General features: G+C 54.1%; 15 protein-coding genes. 11 read left to right on the top strand and 4 right to left on the bottom strand.

Annotation, left to right across the window (positions count from 1 at the left end):
- From ACSSVF_RS04400 to ACSSVF_RS04390, 3 genes are all read right to left on the bottom strand, one after another.
- Nucleotides 1–1,938, bottom strand: coding sequence for a putative bifunctional diguanylate cyclase/phosphodiesterase (locus ACSSVF_RS04400; RefSeq protein WP_492405753.1), 1,938 nt, complete (start codon nt 1,936–1,938; stop codon nt 1–3).
- A gap of 238 nt (nt 1,939–2,176) precedes the next feature.
- Nucleotides 2,177–2,749, bottom strand: a complete 573-nt coding sequence (locus tag ACSSVF_RS04395) for an antibiotic biosynthesis monooxygenase (RefSeq protein WP_492405752.1) — start codon at nt 2,747–2,749, stop codon at nt 2,177–2,179.
- 76 nt (nt 2,750–2,825) lie between these two features.
- Nucleotides 2,826–3,722: a LysR family transcriptional regulator gene (locus ACSSVF_RS04390; protein WP_492405751.1), complete on the bottom strand. Its 897-nt coding sequence runs from the start codon at nt 3,720–3,722 to the stop codon at nt 2,826–2,828.
- Nucleotides 3,723–3,835: 113 nt separating this feature from the next.
- Between ACSSVF_RS04390 and ACSSVF_RS04385 the strand changes: the two genes are divergently transcribed.
- From ACSSVF_RS04385 to ACSSVF_RS04340, 10 genes are all read left to right on the top strand, one after another.
- Nucleotides 3,836–4,696, top strand: coding sequence for a pirin family protein (locus ACSSVF_RS04385; protein ID WP_492405750.1), 861 nt, complete (start codon nt 3,836–3,838; stop codon nt 4,694–4,696).
- Nucleotides 4,697–4,754: 58 nt separating this feature from the next.
- On the top strand, nt 4,755–5,381 hold the full coding sequence (ycaC, locus tag ACSSVF_RS04380) for an isochorismate family cysteine hydrolase YcaC (protein WP_379058389.1): 627 nt from the start codon (nt 4,755–4,757) through the stop codon (nt 5,379–5,381).
- 424 nt (nt 5,382–5,805) lie between these two features.
- On the top strand, nt 5,806–7,071 hold the full coding sequence (locus ACSSVF_RS04375; protein ID WP_492405749.1) for an MFS transporter: 1,266 nt from the start codon (nt 5,806–5,808) through the stop codon (nt 7,069–7,071).
- A gap of 55 nt (nt 7,072–7,126) precedes the next feature.
- Nucleotides 7,127–8,326 (top strand): isochorismate synthase DhbC, encoded by a 1,200-nt coding sequence (gene dhbC, locus ACSSVF_RS04370; protein ID WP_492405748.1) that lies wholly within the window; start codon nt 7,127–7,129, stop codon nt 8,324–8,326.
- The gene (locus ACSSVF_RS04365; RefSeq protein WP_492405747.1) at nt 8,326–9,966 is read left to right on the top strand and encodes a (2,3-dihydroxybenzoyl)adenylate synthase; all 1,641 of its coding nucleotides are present in this window, start codon (nt 8,326–8,328) and stop codon (nt 9,964–9,966) included. Before dhbC ends, ACSSVF_RS04365 begins: the two co-directional genes overlap by 1 nt.
- Nucleotides 9,967–9,975: 9 nt before the next feature.
- Nucleotides 9,976–10,848 carry an isochorismatase family protein gene (locus ACSSVF_RS04360; RefSeq protein WP_492405746.1) on the top strand — a complete coding sequence of 291 codons (873 nt, stop codon included), beginning with the start codon at nt 9,976–9,978 and terminating at the stop codon, nt 10,846–10,848.
- Between the two features lie 60 nt (nt 10,849–10,908).
- Nucleotides 10,909–11,919, top strand: coding sequence for an alpha/beta hydrolase (locus ACSSVF_RS04355; protein ID WP_492405745.1), 1,011 nt, complete (start codon nt 10,909–10,911; stop codon nt 11,917–11,919).
- A 149-nt stretch (nt 11,920–12,068) separates the two neighbouring features.
- Nucleotides 12,069–16,055: an amino acid adenylation domain-containing protein gene (locus ACSSVF_RS04350; RefSeq protein WP_492405744.1), complete on the top strand. Its 3,987-nt coding sequence runs from the start codon at nt 12,069–12,071 to the stop codon at nt 16,053–16,055.
- On the top strand, nt 16,052–16,813 hold the full coding sequence (locus tag ACSSVF_RS04345) for a 2,3-dihydro-2,3-dihydroxybenzoate dehydrogenase (RefSeq protein ID WP_492405743.1): 762 nt from the start codon (nt 16,052–16,054) through the stop codon (nt 16,811–16,813). Before ACSSVF_RS04350 ends, ACSSVF_RS04345 begins: the two co-directional genes overlap by 4 nt.
- Nucleotides 16,814–16,817: 4 nt before the next feature.
- The gene (locus ACSSVF_RS04340; protein WP_492405742.1) at nt 16,818–17,576 is read left to right on the top strand and encodes a 4'-phosphopantetheinyl transferase family protein; all 759 of its coding nucleotides are present in this window, start codon (nt 16,818–16,820) and stop codon (nt 17,574–17,576) included.
- Between the two features lie 24 nt (nt 17,577–17,600).
- Here the strand turns inward: ACSSVF_RS04340 and ACSSVF_RS04335 are convergent, their stop codons facing one another.
- The gene (locus ACSSVF_RS04335; RefSeq protein WP_492405741.1) at nt 17,601–18,626 is read right to left on the bottom strand and encodes a helix-turn-helix transcriptional regulator; all 1,026 of its coding nucleotides are present in this window, start codon (nt 18,624–18,626) and stop codon (nt 17,601–17,603) included.
- Between the two features lie 147 nt (nt 18,627–18,773).
- On the opposite strand from ACSSVF_RS04335, the gene ACSSVF_RS04330 reads away from it, so the two are divergent.
- The gene (locus ACSSVF_RS04330) at nt 18,774–21,092 is read left to right on the top strand and encodes a TonB-dependent siderophore receptor (RefSeq protein WP_492405740.1); all 2,319 of its coding nucleotides are present in this window, start codon (nt 18,774–18,776) and stop codon (nt 21,090–21,092) included.
- The last annotated feature ends 81 nt before the right edge of the window (nt 21,093–21,173 follow it).

The raw sequence follows: 21,173 nt of genomic DNA, 5'->3' as shown, positions 1-21,173 counted from the left end.
TTAGTTACCCGCCACACTGGCAGTTCCGTTATTCAACATATTGTCATGACCTAGCACCGATACCGTCATGCCAGATTGCAAACTGGCTTCAAAGGCTTCTAATGGCAGTGGCTTGCTGAATAAATAGCCCTGGAACCTATGACAGCCCATGGTTTGCAGCAAGGCTTTTTGCGGCTGCATTTCAACGCCTTCTGCAATCACAGTTTGCCCCAGGTTTTTCGCCATCTTGATAATGGTTTCGACGATGAAGGTGTCATAGGTATTGTGCAGGATATCCCTGATAAAGCTTTTATCGATTTTCAGCTCATCGAGTGGCAGCCGTTTCAGCACCGATAATGAAGACTGACCGGTACCGAAATCGTCCAGTGAAAAAGTCATTCCTAAGGCTTTCAGGGCCTGGATTTTTCCTATGATTTCTTCCACATTGCGCACAATCAGGCTTTCCGTTAGCTCCAGCCGCAACAAGCGCGGATCACACCCACTTTGCAGCACGGTATCGGTCACCATCTGCACAAAATCCGGCTGATTAAATTGCACGGCGCTGACGTTGACCGAAAGTTTGAGCGCCCGCGTCAATGGCGCATTGGCCCAGCGCTTGAGTTGCAGGCATGCCTGCTGCAATACCCATTGCCCTATCGGCACGATCTCGCCGGTTTCTTCTGAAATCGGGATAAACTGATCAGGCGGTATCATGCCCAGCGTCGGATGCTGCCAGCGCAGCAATACCTCGGCACCTATCGGCTGATGGGTTTCATCCACCTGCACCTGAAAGTACAGCAAGAGCTGGTTGCCCTGCAAGGCGAATGCCAGGTCGGTTTCCAGCGTGGCGCGCGTCTTGACCGCCGGATGCAATACTTCGTCGTACATCTCGACGCTATTCAGGTTATCGGATTTTTTTGCCTGGTACATGGCAATATCCGCACGCCTTAACACCTCGGCTTCGCTGTAGTCATCGCCAAGAAACAGGCAGATGCCTATGCTAGGCGTTGTACGGTATTTGCTTTGCTGCAACTGAAAAGCCTGCGAAAAAACCGCCATCATTTTTTCAGCTGCTACCTGCGCAGACTTGATCGCTTCATTTTTTTCAGTGCCCAGCTCATCCAGCACGGCAATAAACTCGTCGCCACCCATACGCGCAATGGTGTCTTTTTTGCGCAGGCATTGCTGCAACCTGGCAGCGACCTGCTGTAGCAATTCATCCCCGGCCTGGTGGCCTTTGCTGTCATTCAGGCCTTTGAAATTATTCAGATCCAGCGATAACACTGCACCAAAAGACTGACTACGGGCGCAACGCGCAAACGCCTGCTGCAAGCGGTCAGACAGCAGGCGGCGATTCGGCAGGTTGGTCAAAAAATCATAATAGGCCAGCTGGTGGACTTTTTTATTGTCCAGGTTGGCCGCAATGCGCAAAGAGATATTTTCACGCAGGCTTTTAGCCAGGGCGTGCCCGGCAACGGTGACGTACAGTACATAGACTATAAACAGCACTGCCAGCGCGATAGAGACCGAACTGCCGTGCACGATAAAGCGCGGAATCATAAATAACAGGATGCCGCCGGTGAACAGGTTGGTGGTTAAACTATCCACAGAATAAATGACGATGCCGGCGCCGGAAACACCTACCAGTGCAAAAATCAGAAAAGCCTGGTTGGCGGGTGCCGCCTCGGGGAACAGCAAAATACCGGCCAGTCCCCAGGCCAAACCGCAAAAACCGGTCGTGAAACGGAACCAGTGTAACCAACGCCTGCTATGCACAACACGTTGTTGATCTTTGTAATAGAAAAAGGTGAAGTAAGCGCGGCTGCCGTATGCGCACAAGAAAATCACCGTCCAGATGGCCAGGATGGTGTGGTCAATGAAATCACGCTGCGTTAACAAAAGCGCGCCCATGACCACGATGGCAGCCATCAATGATCTACGGTTATTTGCATATAGCATTTCCACAATTTCTGCGTGCAATGCTATTGATTCCGCCGTGGTGCTCAACGCCGTACCCCCTGATATTGTATTTATGCAATATTCATCGGTGGTTTTGAATCCACACTTTAATTTCTGCTTAAATCATGCACCAAAAATCAGGCAAAAACACTACTCTTAAATCCGTTTTACCGTTGTTGGTTGAATTTCGGGAATATCGCCTAAAAATAGACGCTTTTGACGACAAATAGACAACAGATTAGCCATGCAACCAGTTTCGCACCAGCCTGGTGTAACGTGGCATCACCACATATACCATCAACGCCACCACTACGCCGGTGATCAAAAAGGTATGTAGCAGCCAGTTTTGCGGCAACCCAACCTTATCCATGACAGGGATCATCAACAACGACACCCCGCTCACCAATGGGAAAATGGCTGACCAGGTCAATAAAAACTGCTTCCAGCGCACGGGCAGCAATACCTTGCCGGTTTCCGCGGCAAACCAGAAATCCAGCCCGCTTTTGATCTGGTAACTGTCTTTCTCACTCAACAGGCTTTCAACTTTAGCTATCAGTTGCTGGCGGATATCGGACGACATCCATTGTTTCAGGTGCTGCTCGCTGTCGTAGCGTATCACCACCGTATAAGTATCGGTGTAACCGGCGATAGGGCGGATCAGGTGCCAATCAAGCATACCCGCTGATGCCTTGCACACAGGGCCTATCTCCTGCAGCCATTGTTCGTAGGCGGGTTGTTGCGCGGCACTGACCCTGTGGGTAATCACCGCGCTGGCGCCGTGTTGCAGATTGATGTTTGTAGCTTGGCTCATAGTCAGGAGAAATCCTCTTATCTCAAGTTGTCCGTGACAACGCAGGCTTCATATACCTTTGTTGCAGGTGGTTTCTTCAAGGCGCTTCTTTAAACTGTGGTTTTAATTCTGCCAGCGCCAGGTCAATAAATGCCCTTAATTTTGGCGGCATAAAGCGTTGTTGCGGGTAGACCAGATGCACATTATCTGCGAGCCCCAGCCAGCCAGGCAATACCCGCAGCAGGTGTTGGCTGCGTAGTGCAGGCTGACAGATAAAAGTAGGCAACAAGGCCACGCCCTGACTGTTTTCAGCCATGGCTTTGACCACACCTATGCTATTCACCAGCGTGCGGCCACTCATGGGTACACTGATCTCACTACTTTCGTTGGTGAGCACCCAATGTTCACGCCCCATCGGGCTGAATTGCAGGCAGGGATGCGCATGCAGATGCTGTGGCGCTTTAAGCTTGGGCGCCTGCTGCAAGTATTGCGGGCTGGCGAACAAGGCCCATTGGATGGTACCCAGGGATTTGGCAATCAGGCTGGAATCACGCAACTCACCGGTACGGATCGCCACATCCACCCCCTCGGCAATCAAATCGACATAGCGGTCAGTCAGCAGCATTTCAACCACTAACTCAGGGAATTCGATTTGTACACGCCTGATCAGGCCCGCCAGTAAGGCATCGCCCAGGTCAGCAGGAGCGGTGACTTTCAAAGTGCCTTGCGGTTGCTGCCTGGCGGCATCCAGCGCGGCTTCGGCTTCCAGTAAATAACCCAGCCCGATCGCGGCTTGTTCAAAATACAAGGCGCCACTCTCTGTGAGATGCAAGCGCCGCGTGGTGCGCTGCAACAAGGTCACGCCCAACCGCTTTTCAAGCCGGGCCACGCGTGTACTGATGGTTGAGGTCGGCAACCCTAACTGGCGGGCTGCAGCGCTGAAACTGCCAGCTTGCACCACTTTAACGAATACCGCAGCCTCGTTCAAATCCATGATTGTTCATTATATTGAAAAGTAATTTCATATTTAACCATCTAGTGCCCTAAAAGTCATCTGTTTATAGTGTGAACCATCGCAACACGACATGAATACACAAGGAGCGCATCATGAAAAAACTGGCTTTTATCAAACGCAGCAACGGCAATCACTGGGTAGGCGATGGCTTTCCGGTACAAAGCATTTTTTCCTACAGGGATATCGCTGAAGAAATGTCTCCATTCTTGCTGATGGATTATGCAGGCCCGGCCCGCTTTGAGCCCACCGAGCAACGTCGTGGCGTCGGTCAGCACCCGCACCGTGGTTTTGAAACCGTGACCATAGTCTATGACGGCCAGGTGTCACACCATGACTCAACCAATGCCGGCGGCACCATAGGCGAAGGCGAAGTGCAATGGATGACAGCCGGTAAAGGCATTATTCATGAGGAATACCATGGCGACGATTACGCTAAAAATGGTGGCCCGTTTGAAATGATCCAGCTATGGGTGAATTTGCCTGCTAAAGACAAAATGACCGCACCAGGTTATCAGGGCATTACTCGTGCAGATATCCCTGAAGTGGCATTGCCGGATGAGGCAGGCAAAGTACGTGTGATTGCCGGAGCATATGCAGGACAAGCTGGGCCCGCTAGCACCTTCAGCCCAATGAATGTATGGGATGTACGTTTGAACGCAGGGACACGCACTGTATTCACACTGCCTGAAGGCCACACGACTGCGATTTTTGTGCTTAAAGGCGCAGTCAAAACCGGCAGCGTGCATACCATCCGCCCTTCCGAGCTGGCCGTCATGCAACGCGAAGGCACTGAGCTTGTGTTGCAGGCCCAGCAGGACACCGTGCTGTTGTTATTGAACGGCGAACCATTGAACGAACCAGTCGTAGGCCATGGCCCATTTGTGATGAACACCTGGGAAGAGATAGACCAGGCCATTAATGACTATAACCTGGGCCGTTTTGCAACCGCATAGTCGTTGATTTTTTAACCCTTAATTTTTAAAACAACATACATCTTTGAGAGGATTTATCATGAATAACAAACCTTATGTACGCCTGGACCGTGACAACGCAGTGGTTTTACTGGTCGACCATCAAGCCGGATTATTATCGCTGGTACGTGACATTGAACCTGACCGCTTCAAGAACAATGTACTGGCGCTGGCGGATGCGGCCAAGTTTTTTAACCTGCCGACCATACTCACCACCAGCTTTGAAACCGGCCCCAATGGCCCATTGATGCCGGAATTAAAAGCCCTGTTTCCAGATGCGCCTTATATCGCCCGCCCCGGCCAGATCAACGCCTGGGACAACGAAGATTTCGTCAAGGCGATTAAAGCCACCGGTAAAAAACAATTGATTATTGCCGGTGTGGTGACTGAGGTATGTGTGGCTTTTCCTGCACTGTCTGCGATCGAAGAAGGCTTTGAAGTGTTTGTCGTTGGCGATGCTTCCGGAACCTTTAACGAACTGACCCGCGATGCAGCATGGCGCCGTATGGAAGCAGCCGGGGCACAGATGATGACCTGGTTTGGCGTTGCCTGCGAGTTGCACCGCGACTGGCGCCGCGATATTGAAGGCCTGGGCGCATTATGCGCTAACCATATCCCCGATTACCGCAACCTGATGACTGCTTACAATACCCTGCAAGCAAAGTAATCAACTACATCATGCTTTAGCAAAAGGCCTGCGGGCCTTTTTTGCTTTTTAGCTACCAGCACTCCCTCCCTGTCATGCAGATTATCCCGCAGGACTGCGCCACCAGCTGCAATCCATCACGCCTGCCAAATAGCGCTGGCCTGAGGTTTTCCAAAGTGATGAATCCATCGCTCGGGAGCATTGAACTTGCCCGATGGCGATTAGCAAACGATTACCCAAGCGCACATTTACTGTGCCGAGGACATGTGGTTGCGCAAACGTCTTTCTTGTTTCAACAAAAATTTATTGCCTGAGGTTGGTGTATTATTCACGAATGAGAATTATTCTCAGTTAAATACATCTCATTGATTGGCAGGTACTGCGTAGATCCATTGCAACACCAGCCCTTTTTTACATACGCAACCAATCAGGAACCACGAAAATCATGGCAAGCAGTCACTCTACTCCTCAAGCGACACCTCTTAATCCCCAGCAGGAAAAAGCCCTGCTGTTCACGCTGGCGGGCATCCAGTTTTCCCACATCCTGGACTTTATGGTGATGATGCCTATCGGGCCTATCCTCATGCAAACACTGCAAATCGGTCCGGCGCAATTTGCATTACTGCTCTCTATCTATACGCTGGCTGCCGCGGTCAGTGGCTTGGTCGCAGCTACCTTTGTCGATCTGTTCGAACGCAAAGGCTTGTTGTTGATCTTGTTCTCGCTGTTTGTGCTGGCGACGCTCTCGTGTGCATTGGCGCCAAATTATGAGACGCTATTGCTGACGCGAGGGCTGGCTGGTGTATTCGGTGGTGTGCTCGGCGCGATGCTGCAAACCCTGGTCGGCGACCTTATTCCATTCGAGCGCCGCGGCAAAGCCAGTGGCACGGTCATGTCCGGCACGGCAGCCGCAACTGTCCTCGGCGTGCCGATTTCACTATTATTGACCAACCACATCGGCTGGCAGGCGCCTTTTGTAGCGATTGCCGCCGTGGCAAGTATTTTCCTGTTACTGGCCGCGAGTCATATCCCATCCTTATCAGCACAACAGCTTGCGCCACGCAGCTGGCAACAGGTCACCAGCAATATGAAAGCGGTGCTGGCAAACAGCAATCATCTCACCGGCTTGTTATTTATGGCGCTGGGGGCATTTTCTACCTTTACGGTGATCCCTTATTTGACTTTGTACCTGACCGGCAATGTCGGCCTGAGTATGGCGCAAATGCCGTATGTCTATTTATTGGGCGGCCTAGCCAGTTTCGTCAGCGCACGCTGGATTGGTGGCCTGGCCGACCGCTGGGGCAAGGTGCGCACTTACCGCCTGATCGCCACGCTGTCCATCCTGCCTATCCTGCTGCAGACCCATTTGCAGCCACTGGCGCTAGGCTGGGTATTGCTATGCACGACAGCATTCTTCCTGGTCGGCACCGGTCGCGCGATCCCAGCCATGGCCATCACCATTTCAGCCATCCACCCGCCCCTGCGCGGCACCTTTATGTCACTCAATGCCGCCATCCAGCAATTGGCCTGTGGCGCAGCGGCACTGGTGGGAGGAGTCATGATCACGCCAGCGGCGGATGGCAGCATCAGCGGTTATGGCGATGCCGGTTGGCTGGCAGTCGGCCTGACCGTATTCACTATCGTGCTGGCCGGACGCATACAGATGCTGTCAATGCCACCACCTGGCGCAGCCAAACCTGCCGCGGCCTGACCAATGGCCCTGCCCCGCAACCACATTTACATTAAACCAATATGAGGATAGCAATATGAATGATATTTTCAGAGGCTTCATCGGTGACCCGCAAGCAGAAAAGCTGTTAAGCAGTTACAGCCAGGCAACGCCTTTCTTTTTTACCACGCCGGAACAAACCATGCTGGCGCAAGGCTGCTATGCCACGATACCTGCCACCAGCAATATGGCCGAACTCAACCAGGCCGTGGATGCAGCGTTATCACAGGCAGCAAAAAACGGGCATCCCAATCCGATCGTAGTAGGCGCTATCCCATTTGATACGCATCAGCCCGCCTGCCTGATGATTCCGGAACAAGTGTTGCGCGCCGGGCCATTGCCGCGTGAAGGCTATCTGGCCCCGCCGCGCGCTGCCGCTTGCGAAATCACGCCAATGCCGGCGCCGGAAATGTATGCTCAAGGTGTAGGCACTGCCGTACGCCAGATCCGCGACCATCTTTTAAGTAAAGTAGTGCTGGCACGCTCGCTGGAATTAACCACCAGCCAGCCGGTCGATCTACAGGCATTGTTACAACGCCTGGCCTGGAGCAATGCGCTGGGCTACACCTTTGCCGTGGATCTGTGCAACACTGGGCCTTCTGGCCAAGGCACACTGATAGGCGCCAGCCCTGAATTGTTATTGAGTCGCCAGGGCAAGCATGTGCGCTCCAATCCGCTGGCAGGCTCTATACCACGCGTGAAGGAACATGGCGCGGATTTTCAGCGTAGCCAGGGGTTGTTGCAATCCGAAAAAGACCTGCATGAACACAAATTCGTTGCTGATGCGGTCGCCCAGGCGCTGCGGCCTTACTGCAAAATGCTTTCAGTACCTGCGCTGCCGTCACTGATCAATACAGAAACCATGTGGCATTTATCCAGTGATATCGATGGCGAATTGGCTGAGCCTTATGCGAGTGCTCTGGCACTGGCCGCCAGCCTGCATCCAACCCCGGCGGTATGCGGCCATCCGTTTAGCATCGCACGCAACCTGATCCATACATTGGAAGGCTTTGACCGCGGCTTTTATTCCGGCATGGTCGGCTGGTGCGATGCCGATGGCAATGGCGAGTGGATAGTCACCCTGCGTTGCGCGAAAGTATCCGGTAAAAAAGTACGTCTGTTCGCAGGTGCCGGCGTGGTGGCTGATTCAGAACCGCAACATGAGCTGGCCGAAACCACGGCCAAATTCAAAACCATGTTAAACGCACTCGGGTTAGTGCAGGAAGCCGTTTACTGATGCTGGCACACTGCACCCCATGGCCGCCGGAAGTCGCGGCCGACTACCGTGCCAAAGGTTATTGGCAGGGCGAAACTTTTCCGGAAATGCTGGCTGCTCGCGTAGCAAAATATGGCGATAAACTGGCTGTCGTCAGCCACACCCAACGCTGGAGTTATAGTGACCTAGGCGCTGAAGTGATGCGCATGGCACAAGGCTTTCACCAGCTTGGCATTGGTCATGGTGACCGCGTGATCGTGCAACTGCCGAATTCTGCCGAATTCCTGGCCACGATCTTTGCATTATTCCGGTTAGGCGCATTACCGGTATTTGCGTTACCTGCGCATCGCCAATTCGAAATTGCTTACTTTTGCCAGCATAGCGAAGCGGTCGCCTACATTATTGCTGACCGTTACGAGAATTTTGATTATCGGCAACTGGCGCGGGAAGTGAAAAAAACCAGCCTGACCTTGCAACATGTGATCGTGCTGGGCGAGCCCGAAGAATTTCATTCATTGGCTGATCTACCAGCACCGCAAGGTGAATTACCCGCTGCACCTGTGGCAGAGGATGTCGCATTTTTACAGCTTTCCGGTGGCAGTACCGGCACGCCTAAATTGATCCCACGCACCCATGATGATTATTTATACAGCGTACGGGCCAGCGCAGACATTTGCCAGCTGACGCCAGACAGCGTTTATTTAAGTGTGATTCCCGCCGGACATAACTTTGCGCTTAGCTCACCCGGTTCACTCGGTGTGCTGTATGCAGGCGGAAGTGTTGTCATGTGCGATAAGCCCGATCCGGATACCGCTATCGCATGGATGGTGCAGGAAGGGGTGACGATGGCAGCGTTAGTGCCGCCACTGGTACCCGTGTGGCTGGATGCCATTCACCGCAGCCAGCCTGACCTGGGAAAGCTGAAAGTGATCCAGGTCGGTGGCGCGCGTTTTAATAGCGCCATGGCACAACGCTTGACCGATGCACTGGATGTCACCTTGCAGCAGGTATTTGGCATGGCCGAAGGGCTGGTCAATTACACCCGGCTGGATGACCCGCTGGCAGTGACGCTGCATAGCCAGGGCCGACCTATCTCCGCAGATGACGAGATCCGCATTGTCGACGATGAAGACCAGACGGTCGCGCCTGGTGAAATCGGCCACTTGCTCACCCGCGGCCCCTACACCATTCGTGGCTATTACAAAGCACCCGAACATAACGCACGCGCTTTCACGGCCGATGGTTTTTACCGTACCGGCGACATGGTGCGCATCACAGCCGACGGCAATCTGGTGGTAGAAGGTCGCAACAAGGATCAAATCAATCGCGGTGGCGAGAAAATTTCGGCTGAAGAAGTCGAACATCAATTGCTGGTCCATCACCTGGTGATTGATTGCGCGATTGTCGCCATGCCTGATGCCTATATGGGCGAAAAGAGTTGCGCATTTGTTGTTGCGCGGGACGCTAGTCTGCGCCAGATCGATTGTGTACGCTTTTTGCGTGCGCGTGGTCTGGCGGCTTACAAAATCCCTGACCGCATTGAATTTGTGAGCGAGCTACCGAAAACCGGCGTCGGCAAAATCAATAAAAAAGAGCTGCGCCAGCGCATTGCAACACGGCTTGCGAATACTGACGCGCAAGTATCACTGATCTCAAATTAAGGTTTATTTATGGCAATCCCAAAAATCGCTTCTTATGTCATGCCACCGCTGGTGTCTAAAAACCGCGTCAACTGGCAAGCAGATGCGCAACGTGCCGCACTGTTGGTACATGATATGCAAGACTATTTCCTGGATTTTTATGACCGTAGCCTCACGCCGGTTCCCCAGTTACTCGCCAATAGCAAACGCCTGATCGACCAGGCTCATGCATTGAGCATACCGGTGATCTATACCGCGCAACTGCCGCAACAATCTGCGCAAGAACGTGGCTTGCTGCAGGATATGTGGGGGCCAGGCCTGACTGCTCATCCCGAGGGTAAAAACATTACGCGGGAACTGACACCGCAACCACAAGATACTGTGCTGGATAAATGGCGCTACAGTGCTTTCCAGAAATCGACCCTGCAGGAAATGCTGTTTGACCAGGGGCGTGACCAGCTGATCATTTGTGGAATTTACGCGCATATTGGCTGCATGATGACGGCATCTGACGCCTTTATGCGTGATATTAAGCCATTTTTTGTTGCTGATGCACTGGCCGATTTTTCTGCGCAGGACCACGCCATGGCACTGGATTATGCGTCACAGCGTTGCGGCATGGCGTTAACCACAGACGCCATGCTTGAAAGTTTACGCCCGGCGCTACCCGCTTCGCTGCAAGCATTACGCAACAATATCGCCGCCCTGCTCAATATAGAACCTGGCCAGTTACAAGATGACGACAACCTGCTGGACTGGGGCCTGGATTCGATTCGTATCATGTCACTGGTGGAGCGCTGGCGGAGTGCGGGCCTGGACCTGAATTTTACGGCTCTGGCAGAAAACCCTTCTCTGGAAGCATGGTGGGCACGGCTTAGCCATGAAGAACCGGCGCATGCATAATCGGCTACAAACGGTGTTTTGTGCCAGCCCGTATTTACTTATTATCCCCAGGAGTAATCAGTGACCCGATTTTTTCTGACTGTGTTTAAGTCACCTTGCAGCTTGCGTTTATTGACGGTATGGCAGGCCAGCTTATTGATGGTGTGCGCAGCCTTGCTGCATTTTCCCCAGAGTGGTGAGGCAGCCGAGCCCAAGCTGCTTGCCATCCCTGAAAGCTGGGCACCAGCACAACTCTCGCGCAGCCTGACTTTTGAGATGACTTCACGCTATACCGGCCAGCAATACCGCATTGTGATCGGCTTGCCACACAAAGCAGCGCCTGCCGATGGCTATCCGGTGTTGTGGGCATTAGACGGCCTGGCCAGTGTGCCATTCATGGAAGTCGCGCGGCCCAGGCCAGCCTCCAATAACGATAGTGCGCAATGGCGCAAGAAAATCGGCGACGAACCTGCCGGCTTGATTGTGGGCATAGGCTATGCCAGCGGCGACCCCATGGATATCAATGCCAGGGCGCAGGACTACACGCCTGCCACCAGTGCCAAGACCGGCGACTCATTCTCGAGCAAACATGGCGGGGACGAAGCTTTCCTGAAGTTTCTGACCCTGGAACTGCGGCCCTTGATTGCCCAACACTTTGCGCTAAATCCACAACAAAATACCTTATTCGGTTTTTCCTACGGCGGCCTGTTCACGCTGAATACGCTGTCAACGCAGCCGCAATATTTCCAGCGTTATTGGGCAGCCAGCCCTTCTTTATGGTTTGCCGAGCACCAAACCATGCAGTTATTACCTGAACGCCTGCAGGCGCTTAAAAATACCGCATCCATACGCAAGGTCATGATCACTGTTGGCAACAACGAACAATACCCTGCCAGTTTCAGCTCGGCGGAAGAACAGGCAAAACTGCAAACCCGCACCATGGTAGATAACGCCGAACGCTTTGCCACTTTACTCAAGCAAGACGGCCCGCCGGGCATAGAGGTGAAACTCCAGCGCCTAAGCGACCACGATCATATGGATATGTTGATGCACGGCGCACGGCGTGTACTGGACTTTGCTTTTTCACCTTAACGCCTGCCTACACATACCCTGCACCTCGCCGATGCAATGTTAGCGTCAGGTGAGCTACGCGCCTTGTACCAACGCCACCGGTGACTTGGCACTTACTGATTACTTTACTGCACTGCGCAAGTGGCAGTGCCCAAGCCTAGGACGATGATATGAACTCAACTCTTGCACGTTTACCAACCAGTTCTGCCCAATATGGTATCTGGATGGGCCAGCAAATGGTCCCGGACAGCCCAAGTTACCTGACCGCAGAAGCCATCGAATTGCGCGGGCCGCTGGATATTGAAGCACTGCGCTCAAGCGTCACCGCTATTCTCGACCATTGCCAAACTTTGCATATGCGCTTTGAAATGAATAACCAAGGCTTGTGGCAATGGCCGCAAACTGCTGCCACCGTGCTGGAGACGCATGATTTTCGTGACCAGGCAAACCCGGAAGCTGCGGCATGGGCATGGGCCAGGCAGTCACTCGCCACCGTATGCCGGCCGACCGAAGACGCACTCTATCGCACAGCCGTGTTGCAACTGGCTGATGATCGCCACCTGTGGTATTTCCAGGCCCACCATATTGCGTTGGACGGTTATGGTTATGGCATGGTGTGCCAGGCGGTGGCTGCCCGTTACAGCGCCATTGTCAGTGGCCAGCCAGTGCCAGACTTGCCGGACTGGTCGCTGGATAAAGTACTGGAAGCAGAGCGCACCTATAAAGCCAATGGCAAATTCGAGCGCGACAAGGCTTTCTGGAGCAGCCATTTACAACATGCGCCCGCCTCGGCGGTGGTCGCACCAGCACAGGATTTTTCTGACGAAGTACTGCGTCATGGCAAAAGATTGCGCAAGGAAGAAGTCGCAGTACTGGAACAGGCGGCCAAACAATGCGGCCAGGATTGGGGCAGCTGGATGCTGGCCGCGATTGGCCTGTGGCTGGCGCGTCAATCAGGCCAGCAAAACCTGACCTTTGGCCTGCCGGTGATGAATCGCCTGGGTACGCCAGCCATCAGTATCCCGTGCATGGCGATGAATATTGTGCCCATGAGCGTTTATGTAGACTCCGAGCAAGACATGCAAAGCATGAGCAAACAGCTGGCCGACAGCCTGCGCACTATCAGGCCGCATTTGTACTACCGTTACGGCTGGATACGCGGCGACTTGGGCCTGCTGGAAATACAGAAGCACCTGTTTAACCAGGCGGTGAATATCATGCCGTTTGACCGGCATGCACCATTTACTGGCCTGGAAAGCACCATACACCCCATCAGTGCCGGCCCGGTCAAAGACCTCAACATCAGCGTATTTGCCCTGAATGGCGAATGGCAATTATTGCTGGAAGCCAACCCGAATGCCTATAGCAGTGAGCGCCTGGCAACACTGCATGAGGATTTATCGCAATGGCTGAACCAACTAGCAGCACATGCGCCGCATGCGTCGCTGGCGCCGTTACTGCAAGACTTGCCAGCGCTGTCATTGCTGCGTGGTGCGCCGTTACTGGAACCTGCGCAATCGGTACTGCACCGCTTGTATAAAACCACGTTTAAATCACCCACCCATATTGCCCTGGAATGGCAAGATGCCACCAACGGCAAGCAAACACTGACTTACCAGGCCCTGCTGCACCAGGTGATCCAGATGGCTGAACGCCTGCAAGCCAATGGCCTGCAACCCCAGCAGCGGGTGGTGATCCTGCTGCCGCGCAGCCCGGAAGCCATCATCGCTATTCTGGCCACGCTTTGGGCAGGCGGTTGTTATGTACCGCTGGACCCGTTAGGTCCATCGGCCAGGCTGGAGATGGTGTTAAGCGCTGCCGCAGCACAACAAGTCATTACCCGGCAGGAATGGGCTCACATCAGCCGTACATCGAATACACTTTGTATAGATGAGCAGGTCCTGCAACAAACCGGGTTATCAGCCATATTCACCAATCATGTCCTCGCACGGCCAGTGCCGGTCAACCCGGAAGACCCGGCCTACCTGTTATACACCTCGGGCTCTACCGGCAAACCTAACGGCGTGCTCATGAGTCATGGCGCGCTGGCACACTTTGTCACCAGTACTGGCCAGCTTTACCAGATTGATGCGCACGACCGCGTGCTGCAATTTGCGCCCTTGCATTTCGATGCCAGTATCGAAGAGATCTTTTTATCGCTTTGCCAGGGCGCGACGCTAGTACTGCGCACAGATGAGGTGCTGGATTCGATCTCGACTTTTACCGGCTTTCTGCAACAGGCGCACATCAGCGTACTCGATCTGCCCACCGCCTACTGGCACGAATTGGCATTTTCCCTGACGCCAGCGCTAGCCGCCGAGTTGTCCAATGTCAGGCTGACCATTATTGGCGGTGAAGCCGCCCTGGCGGAACGCGCACGGCGCTGGCAATCACTATTACCAGCCAGCGTATTGCTGAATAGCTATGGCCCTACCGAAGCCTCCGTGATTGCCACCACGGCGGTACTGAGTGGCCCTGGTGCTATTTGGGATGGCAGTGACAACGTGCCTATCGGGTTACCTCGCCCTGGCGTGCAAGCCATGATCGTGGATGAACGGCTATACCCGGTCGCCATCGGCCAACCAGGAGAATTACTGTTATGCGGCGAAGCACTGGCGCTGCAATACGACCAGAACGACGCCTTGACTGCGCAGCGCTTTGTCGTACCACGTGTGCATGCTTCGGCAGGCGAAGAGTTCTCGGCACGCGCGTACCGGACCGGCGACCTGGTGCGCTTGGATCAAGGGCAACTTCAATTCTTAGGAAGGCTGGATAATGAAGTCAAAATCAGCGGCCTGCGCATAGACCCGGCCGAAGTGGAGAATGCGTTACTGGCTAATCCGGCGGTGCAAGAAGTGGCGGTGATCGCGCTCCCGCGCAAACCTACCGGGGTAGCACTGGCAGCGTTTATCGTCTGCACCAATCAACAAACACAAACTACTCACCAGCAAGCCGAATTACGCCAGCAACTGGCCACCGTTTTGCCAGAAGCCGCCCTGCCCGACCACTGGCATTTCTTGCCCACCCTGCCGCGCAACCTCAACGGCAAGATAGACCGCAAACACCTTGCCACACTGGTTGAAACCAAATCGGCCGCCACATTGCCGGATGCCTCACCCATGGAACAGAAAATCATGCAGGTCTGGGTAGACGTGCTGGGCGTGATGCCGGAAGACGTACACAGCAACTTTTTTGACCTGGGTGGCAAGTCACTGCAAGCCATTCAGGTGTCCAGCAAGCTGGGGCAGTTGCTGCAACGTGAAATCCCCATTTCGGCCTTATTCACCCATGCCACCGTGCAGGCGCTGGCAAAAGCGCTGAGTGCTCCTGTCGCCCATCGTGCGCCATCAGACAATGCCAGCCAGGCTTTTGCGCCTATGCTGACCATACAGCAAGGCACGCATCCGGCGCTGTTCTGCCTGCATCCGGCAGAAGGCTTATCCTGGTGCTACCTGGGCCTGGCGCGCCATTTACCGGGCGTGGCCATTTATGGCTTGCAGGCAACAGCGGATATCGATTTGCCAGACACTTTCGAGACCATGGTGGATGACTATGTGGCACGCATACGCGCGCAACAGGCACATGGACCTTACCGCTTGATGGGCTGGTCGCTGGGTGGGGCACTGGCGCAAGCCATTGCAACACGGCTGAACCAGATCGGCGAACCGGTCGAGCTGGTCGCCCTGATGGATAGTTACCCGGCGGCCGCCTTTGCTGACTGGCGCGAACCGACCTTGCACGATGCATTGATCACCCTGCTCAGCGTGACCGGTGAAGTAGATGCCGAGACCCCTGAAGCCATTTACCAGCGCCTGCTACGCCCAGGCAGCCCATTGGCAAGCATAGGCCGCGAGGCACTAGAACGCCTGGGCGCAACGGCTTTACATGGCATGCAGCTGTTCCGCACCAGCCACACGCCACGTTATGCCGGAGATTTATTGCTGTTCCAGGCATCCCAGCGTGAAGCGCATGCGCCACTGCCTTCGTCCTGGCTGCCTTATGTAGAGGGGCGGCTGGACTGTGTGGTGTTGAATTGCAACCACTTCGGCATGAGTGACCCGGCGCCCATGGCAGCGATTGGCCAGGCGCTGGCTGAGCGGCTGTTAAATAAACAGTCGCCGGAGCATATGCCACAACCGGAAATGAGCCTCGCATGACAGGCAAACTGGCGATAGTCAGCGGTGCCGCGCAAGGCATAGGCGCGGCAGTGGTGGCAGCATTGGTGCAGGCAGGCATACGCGTGGCAGCGCTGGACATCCAGGCCGAGCCACTGCAAGCCCTGGTAGCGCAGCATGCTGGCCTGGTGACAGCCTTTGCGGTCGATATCAGCCGTAGCCGCGATGTGAGCAGCGTGGTTGATCGTATAGAAGAAGAACTGGGGGCGGTAGATATGCTGGCCAATGTGGCGGGCATACTGCGTATGAGCAGTATCACTGAATGCAGCGATGAGGATTGGGAGCAGACCTTTGCCGTGAACACGCACGGTCTGTTTTATTTATCGCGCGCCGTTTCAGGTTATATGATCAAACGTCAACGCGGCAGCATCGTCACCGTCGGCTCCAATGCCGCGGCGATCCCACGTATGCAGATGGCTGCTTACGCCGCTTCCAAAGCGGCAGCCTGTCATTTCGCCAAATGCCTGGGGCTGGAACTCGCGGAGTACGGCATACGCTGCAATATCGTATCGCCGGGCTCCACCGACACCGACATGCAAAGGCAACTGTGGCAATCAGGCAGTGATGCCAGCAAAGTGATTGCCGGTTCGCTGCCACACTACCGCACCGGGATACCGCTAAGACGGATTGCCGATGCAGCAGATATCGCCGCAACTATCTTGTTTTTGCTCAGTGACCAGGCCCGCCATATCACCATGCATGATCTACGTGTAGATGGCGGAGCGACGCTTGGCGCGTAAGTAAATGCTTGCATCATTGCAACCATCCACCACGAGTTTACTAGCGTTACATAGGCTGCCGTTTATCGGGCAGGTGTTGCCATTAGCGCTGGATTTTCTACCGGCAGATGAGTTAGCAGCGGATATCAGCCTCTGGCAGGTAGCAATGACTCCCGGCGCCGGGCAGCAGTCAAAAGATGCTGAAAAATTACAGCATTTAATGGATTTACTGCACGAAAATGAACGTGCGCGTTGCCTGCGTTATCGACAACTAGCGGACCGTATCCGCTTTGCCGTCATGCGCATCGTGTTACGTCAATTGCTGGCTGAACGTTTGCAGCAACCGTATGCGCATATTCGTCTTGCCTACGGGCCGTTTGGCAAACCCTACCTGGATATGCCGGCAACGACACTACAATTCAATATTTCACACAGCGGCGATGCCGGCCTGATTGCCTTGTCTGAGCGGCGTGCGGTCGGCGTTGATATTGAAGCGGTCACGCCTTTATTAGATCACCAGGTCATGTGCAATGTGTTGTCTGCCGAGGAACAGTGGTATTGTGCGCAGCAAAATCACCCTGCCGCCTTTTTTACATTATGGACAGCCAAAGAAGCGGTACTGAAGGCGCTGGCAACGGGCATCCAAACATCCCTCGCAACCGTCTGCGTACTGCCGGCCAGACATCAGCGCTATCAGGTATCTCTTGATGGCAACACTACGGATATCCAGGCCTGGCAATTACCTGTCAGTGCTGGCTATGCCGCAGCCGTGGCTTTGATTTAAATGAAAGCCAGGCAGGCAATGCGATCAGTTTTTATTGCGATAGTGTTTAGGCAAAGTACCGAAATGGCGGTGAAAGGCGGTCGAAAAGTTCGCCTGGCTGCTGTATCCGGCAATTTCGGCCGCCCGTGTCACGCTGACGCCATCATCGCGCAAGGCATGCGCGGCACGCTCTAACCGGCTTTGACGCAAATAATCAAAAATGGTCTGGCTGCGAATCTGGCGAAACTGCTGCTGCAAGGTATTGACATTGCAACCTATGGTTTTGGCAATCGTGCGCATATCCAGGTGATCGGCTTCGCCACTATCAAGCAGCGCCTGCAAGCGCAACACGCGTTGGTAGGCCGTGGTCGGCATGCTCACGGGCAGCGTCGGTTCAGCTGGTAATATCTGCGACAATGCATGCACGATCAATTCCAGCGCCCGGCTTTCCTGATGCAGCATCTGCAACGGCCCTTCACCGCTGACAGGGTGTATCAGTTGCTCGGCAATCGCAATATCCCGCGCAGTTGGTTTCCAGTCGTGAATCACCAGGCTGTCCTGAAACAGGTCAGGATCAAACCCGGCCGCCTGCAGCCAGGCACGTGTCAACGTGAGCACCACCATGCGCTGGCGGCTGCCGGCACGCGAATAGCGCTCAAAATTCACTGGCTGGTTAATGCTGACCACTACACCCTGCGGGATCGCCTCCGCGCCTTCGCCGACATCCAGCTGCAACGTCTCTTCCCCCATCACCACGCGCGCGTTGCCTTCGATCTTTAGCATGATCTTGATGCATTGGTCGCGGATCATGAACTGCGTGTTCATGTCGTGTAAATGCACAATGTCCGTGCAATGCAGGGTCATGCCTTCACGCACCCGGTTAAACGAAAAATCGCCCTGCATCAGCGGCGAGCTTTTACCAATATGCGGGGAGAGCAAACGGTGATCGTCACCGATCTTGGCATGCAGGTTTTCCATGTCGATATCGTGGTCTGGCGAAAGCCTGCGCGTTGCAGAGACGCGTCCTGCATTGCGTTTACCACTGCTATTGCCGTGTGAGAGTGTGCGCACAAACATCTTTCTTGTTCAAACAAACAAAACTGAGCCATCCATTAAGAGGACAGATGATAAAATTATGAATGATAATGATTCTTATTACAACAACTCATCTGCTACATGCAATTTGATGGCAGAGGCTCTCATCATACGGAAAAAAACATGTCGTTACGCAGTGCACATCCCTCGCAACACTTTAGAAAAAATACATTCGCCGCCATCGTACTGATGGCTTATGCCAACCATTCTGCCATCGCTGAAGAGCAAGTGCAGGCAGGCAATCAACCACAGCAACTGGAAGAAGTCGTGATCACCTCTGCCCAGGAAGAGCTCAAGCAAGCGCCTGGTGTGTCTGTCATCACAGCGGAAGATATTGCCAGGCGCCCGCCGACCAATGATCTATCAGAAATCATCCGCACCATGCCAGGTGTGAATCTGACCGGCAACTCCACCAGCGGCCAGCGCGGTAATAACCGCCAGATCGATATCCGCGGCATGGGCCCGGAAAACACCCTGATCCTGATTGATGGCCGCCCGGTCAGCAGCCGTAACTCGGTGCGCTATGGCTGGCGCGGTGAGCGTGATACACGCGGTGACACCAACTGGGTGCCGCCGGAACAGGTCGAGCGTATTGAAATCCTGCGTGGCCCGGCAGCTGCGCGTTACGGTAACGGTGCTGCCGGTGGTGTGATCAATATCATCACCAAGGCCGCCGCCAAAGAAACGCATGGCAACGTTACCGCCTATACCAGCATCCCGCAAGATTCTGTGGATGGTGCTACCCGCCGCCTGAACTTTGGCTTGAGCGGCCCGATTTCAGAAAGTATCTCCTACCGCATTTTCGGCAATATGAACAAGACCGATGCTGATGATTTCGATATTAACGAAGGCCACGCATCTCCGCGTACCGGCATCTATGCAAACTCCTATCCTTCTGGCCGCGAAGGCGTGCGTAATCGTGACCTCAATGGCCGTCTAAGCTGGCAAGTCAACGAAAACCACAGGCTAGACCTCGACGCAACTTTCAGTCGCCAGGGGAATATCTATGCCGGCTCTACCGAAAACACAAACAATAACACGCTGCAAGCCGGCGTCCCCAACGCGGCGACTCAAAGATTGAATGCCTATCTGGGCCGCGAAACCAATATCATGTACCGGGATAACTATGCCCTGACTCATCACGGTAAATATGATTTTGGCACCTCTATGGCTTATTTACAGTATGAGCATACGCGCAACAACCGCTTGAATGAGGGTCTGGCGGGTGGCGTCGCCGGGTTGTTCAATAGCGATTCTTTCACTACCTCTGAGCTGAAAGGATACACCGGCCATGCCGAGGCCAGTATCCCTGGTAAGGTCGCGGGCCTGAGCCAGATGCTGACTGTGGGCACCGAATGGGTACGCCAGACGCTGGATGACCCCAACTCGATGACGCAGGCGACCGCCGGAGGAGGCACTGGTGGCGCTGTGCCTGGCATCACCAGTACCGGCCGCAATACTTTCACGGCAGCCAATATATTTTCGGTGTTTGCTGAGAGCAATATCGCCCTGACTGACAGCACGCTATTGATCCCCGGCCTGCGTTTCGACCACCATACCCGGGTCGGTGATAACTGGAGTCCTTCGTTGAACCTGTCTCATATGATAGACGATCAATGGACACTCAAAACCGGGATCGCCCGTGCCTACAAAGCACCTAACCTGTATCAGCTCAACAGTAACTACCTGCTTTTCAGCAACGGCAATGGCTGTTTTGGTGGCGGGACGACCGCGTGTTACCTGCAAGGTAATGACGACCTCGATGCCGAACATAGCATCAATAAAGAAGTGGGAATTGAGTATAAGACCAAAGACGTATTGGCCGGGCTGACCTTCTTCCGCAACGATTACAAGAACAAGATTGATGCCGGGATTACCCCCAATGCGCGTGTCCCTGGCCAGGGTGCGGCAAATATTTTCCAATGGGTGAATGTGCCGGATGCGCTGGTACAAGGCCTGGAGGGCACATTGAAGTTTCCGTTGTTCACCCAGGTGACATGGACCAACAACTTCACTTATATGATCGATTCCATCAATAAGAAGACTGATGAGCCTTTGTCTATTATCCCTAAAGTCACTTTAAATTCAGTGATGGACTGGCAAGTAAATAACCAGCTGGGCCTGCAAGCCACCATGTCACTTTTCGGCAAACAGGAACCGAAAAGACTTGACTATCAAGGCAGGCGAGTGACGGGGGATGCTGACAATGTGCGCAACAGCTACGCGCTGTTCGGAATCAACGCCAGCTACCAGTTCAACAAAAACTGGCGCATGACCACCGGCGTCAGCAATCTGTTTGATAAACGTCTTTACAGCCGCGGTAACGCTTCAGGTGTGAGTAACACGGCTGCTGGCGTCACGAGTGCAATTTCTGGCGCAGGTGCTGAAACCTACAACGAACCGGGACGCGCATTCTATGTATTAGTGAATAGCTCATTCTAGTTGCCCCACCCGCTGTGCCGTCACGGCATTGCAGGATTACCCACTCCGCCAATGTGATTGACTGGCCGAGTGGGTTCATTG

Source organism: Methylophilus sp. E2MeOHC9 (assembly GCF_058744375.1).
Note: the sequence above shows the minus strand (reverse complement) of the source record. Positions and strands in the feature narration are given on the sequence as shown.